The sequence below is a fragment of the Edwardsiella sp. A.80236 genome (assembly GCF_044540725.1).
GTDB lineage: Bacteria > Pseudomonadota > Gammaproteobacteria > Enterobacterales > Enterobacteriaceae > Edwardsiella > Edwardsiella tarda.
Genome location: NZ_JBIUCY010000043.1, coordinates 1 through 3386 on the forward strand (window position 1 = coordinate 1; position 3386 = coordinate 3386).

3 protein-coding genes are annotated in these 3386 nt (G+C 62.6%); all 3 read left to right on the forward strand.

Features of this window, described 5'->3' with window-relative positions; genetic code table 11:
- The first annotated feature begins 146 nt into the window (after positions 1–146).
- Genes ACEQFP_RS17255 through mphR(A) form a run of 3 tightly spaced genes read left to right on the forward strand, consistent with a single transcriptional unit; the run spans position 147 to position 2871 of the window.
- Positions 147–1052: an Mph(A) family macrolide 2'-phosphotransferase gene (locus tag ACEQFP_RS17255; RefSeq protein ID WP_000219391.1), complete on the forward strand. Its 906-nt coding sequence runs from the start codon at positions 147–149 to the stop codon at positions 1050–1052.
- Positions 1049–2287 carry a macrolide resistance MFS transporter Mrx(A) gene (gene mrx(A) / locus ACEQFP_RS17260; protein WP_000004159.1) on the forward strand — a complete coding sequence of 413 codons (1239 nt, stop codon included), beginning with the start codon at positions 1049–1051 and terminating at the stop codon, positions 2285–2287. Before ACEQFP_RS17255 ends, mrx(A) begins: the two co-directional genes overlap by 4 nt.
- A complete protein-coding gene (gene mphR(A), locus ACEQFP_RS17265) occupies positions 2287–2871 on the forward strand; it encodes a macrolide-binding transcriptional repressor MphR(A) (RefSeq protein WP_001137892.1) in 585 nt (194 codons plus the stop codon). The genes mrx(A) and mphR(A) overlap by 1 nt, the downstream gene beginning before the upstream one ends.
- Positions 2872–3386 lie beyond the last annotated feature (515 nt).

The following is a 3386-nucleotide window of genomic DNA, read 5'->3' on the forward strand; positions in this document are numbered from 1 at the left end:
GGTAAGCAGAGTTTTTGAAATGTAAGGCCTTTGAATAAGACAAAAGGCTGCCTCATCGCTAACTTTGCAACAGTGCCGGATTGAATATAACCGACGTGACTGTTACATTTAGGTGGCTAAACCCGTCAAGCCCTCAGGAGTGAATCATGACCGTAGTCACGACCGCCGATACCTCCCAACTGTACGCACTTGCAGCCCGACATGGGCTCAAGCTCCATGGCCCGCTGACTGTCAATGAGCTTGGGCTCGACTATAGGATCGTGATCGCCACCGTCGACGATGGACGTCGGTGGGTGCTGCGCATCCCGCGCCGAGCCGAGGTAAGCGCGAAGGTCGAACCAGAGGCGCGGGTGCTGGCAATGCTCAAGAATCGCCTGCCGTTCGCGGTGCCGGACTGGCGCGTGGCCAACGCCGAGCTCGTTGCCTATCCCATGCTCGAAGACTCGACTGCGATGGTCATCCAGCCTGGTTCGTCCACGCCCGACTGGGTCGTGCCGCAGGACTCGGAGGTCTTCGCGGAGAGCTTCGCGACCGCGCTCGCCGCCCTGCATGCCGTCCCCATTTCCGCCGCCGTGGATGCGGGGATGCTCATCCGTACACCGACGCAGGCCCGTCAGAAGGTGGCCGACGACGTTGACCGCGTCCGACGCGAGTTCGTGGTGAACGACAAGCGCCTCCACCGGTGGCAGCGCTGGCTCGACGACGATTCGTCGTGGCCAGATTTCTCCGTGGTGGTGCATGGCGATCTCTACGTGGGCCATGTGCTCATCGACAACACGGAGCGCGTCAGCGGGATGATCGACTGGAGCGAGGCCCGCGTTGATGACCCTGCCATCGACATGGCCGCGCACCTTATGGTCTTTGGTGAAGAGGGGCTCGCGAAGCTCCTCCTCACGTATGAAGCGGCCGGTGGCCGGGTGTGGCCGCGGCTCGCCCACCACATCGCGGAGCGCCTTGCGTTCGGGGCGGTCACCTACGCACTCTTCGCCCTCGACTCGGGTAACGAAGAGTACCTCGCTGCGGCGAAGGCGCAGCTCGCCGCAGCGGAATGAGCGAACGTCGATATAGCCCGCTCGCGACGCTGTTCGCGGCGACCTTTCTCTTCCGGATCGGCAACGCGGTGGCGGCCCTCGCGCTTCCATGGTTCGTCCTGTCTCATACAAAGAGCGCGGCCTGGGCGGGCGCCACGGCCGCTAGCAGCGTCATCGCGACCATCATCGGCGCGTGGGTTGGTGGTGGCCTCGTCGATCGGTTCGGGCGCGCGCCCGTCGCATTGATCTCGGGTGTGGTGGGCGGCGTGGCCATGGCGAGCATCCCACTGCTCGATGCCGTTGGCGCCCTCTCGAACACTGGGCTGATCGCTTGCGTGGTGCTCGGTGCCGCGTTCGACGCACCCGGTATGGCCGCGCAGGACAGTGAGCTGCCCAAACTCGGCCACGTCGCCGGGCTCTCCGTTGAGCGCGTCTCGTCACTGAAAGCGGTGATCGGGAACGTCGCGATTCTAGGTGGCCCGGCCCTTGGGGGGGCCGCAATCGGCCTGCTTGGCGCTGCGCCAACGCTCGGGCTGACGGCGTTCTGCTCCGTCCTTGCAGGTCTGCTCGGCGCGTGGGTGCTTCCCGCGCGTGCCGCTCGGACGATGACCACGACGGCGACTCTCTCCATGCGCGCCGGCGTCGCTTTTCTCTGGAGCGAACCCCTGCTGCGCCCTCTCTTTGGTATAGTGATGATCTTCGTGGGCATCGTTGGCGCCAACGGCAGCGTCATCATGCCTGCGCTGTTTGTAGATGCAGGACGCCAAGTAGCAGAGCTCGGGCTGTTCTCCTCAATGATGGGGGCTGGTGGTCTCCTTGGCATTGCCATTCATGCGTCGGTCGGCGCCCGGATATCAGCGCAGAACTGGCTGGCGGTGGCATTTTGTGGCTCTGCGGTGGGCTCGCTTCTGCTTTCACAGTTGCCAGGCGTGCCGGTGCTGATGTTGTTGGGCGCGCTCGTGGGACTGCTGACCGGCTCAGTCTCTCCCATTCTCAACGCTGCCATCTACAACCGCACGCCGCCAGAACTTCTCGGCCGGGTACTCGGCACGGTCTCGGCGGTGATGCTGTCAGCCTCGCCCATGGTTATGCTTGCGGCCGGCGCGTTTGTCGACCTTGCTGGTCCGCTCCCTGGCCTCGTTGTATCGGCCGTGTTTGCGGGGCTCGTGGCTCTACTCTCGCTCCGTCTTCAATTTGCTACAATGGCGGCGGCAGCCACAGCCTCCGCCCCAACCCATACAGAAGGTGAACACTGATGCCCCGCCCCAAGCTCAAGTCCGATGACGAGGTACTCGAGGCCGCCACCGTAGTGCTGAAGCGTTGCGGTCCCATAGAGTTCACGCTCAGCGGAGTAGCAAAGGAGGTGGGGCTCTCCCGCGCAGCGTTAATCCAGCGCTTCACCAACCGCGATACGCTGCTGGTGAGGATGATGGAGCGCGGCGTCGAGCAGGTGCGGCATTACCTGAATGCGATACCGATAGGCGCAGGGCCGCAAGGGCTCTGGGAATTTTTGCAGGTGCTCGTTCGGAGCATGAACACTCGCAACGACTTCTCGGTGAACTATCTCATCTCCTGGTACGAGCTCCAGGTGCCGGAGCTACGCACGCTTGCGATCCAGCGGAACCGCGCGGTGGTGGAGGGGATCCGCAAGCGACTGCCCCCAGGTGCTCCTGCGGCAGCTGAGTTGCTCCTGCACTCGGTCATCGCTGGCGCGACGATGCAGTGGGCCGTCGATCCGGATGGTGAGCTAGCTGATCATGTGCTGGCTCAGATCGCTGCCATCCTGTGTTTAATGTTTCCCGAACACGACGATTTCCAACTCCTCCAGGCACATGCGTAAACGGAGGTGTGCAGAGTCCCTGCGGCAGGCGACGAACACGACCGTCGTCGATTAGTACCGGTACGGTCGGTGGTATCGAAGTCTTGATCACCACTCAGGTCTACGGCTTACAAATGGTGACCATCCCGATACTTGCGTCAGAGCACCGGGCCGATTCTTTGACAGTGAATCACTCCCGTAAGGTTGTGCCGGTGTGGGTGTCCCGGGTCGAGACGATACTCCGCCAATGCGCCCAGCAAACAACCTGGCCATCGCAGGTGGTGGGGAGCGGTGTGGCGGATGAGTTGGACAAGTTGGTGTAGCAGCACGAGCACGGCGAGATAACATCGCAGGAGTTCGACATGCTCAAGAGACAGCTGATTGCGAATCGCGATGCAGATTCATAACCCGATTGCGGGTTGGCTTCACTCCACCATCACCGAGCAGACTAGCACGGCGGGCTCTGTTGCAAAGATTGGCGGCAGTCAGAGGTAGGCTGTCGCTCTGCGCCGATCAGGCGGCTGCTGCGAAATGGT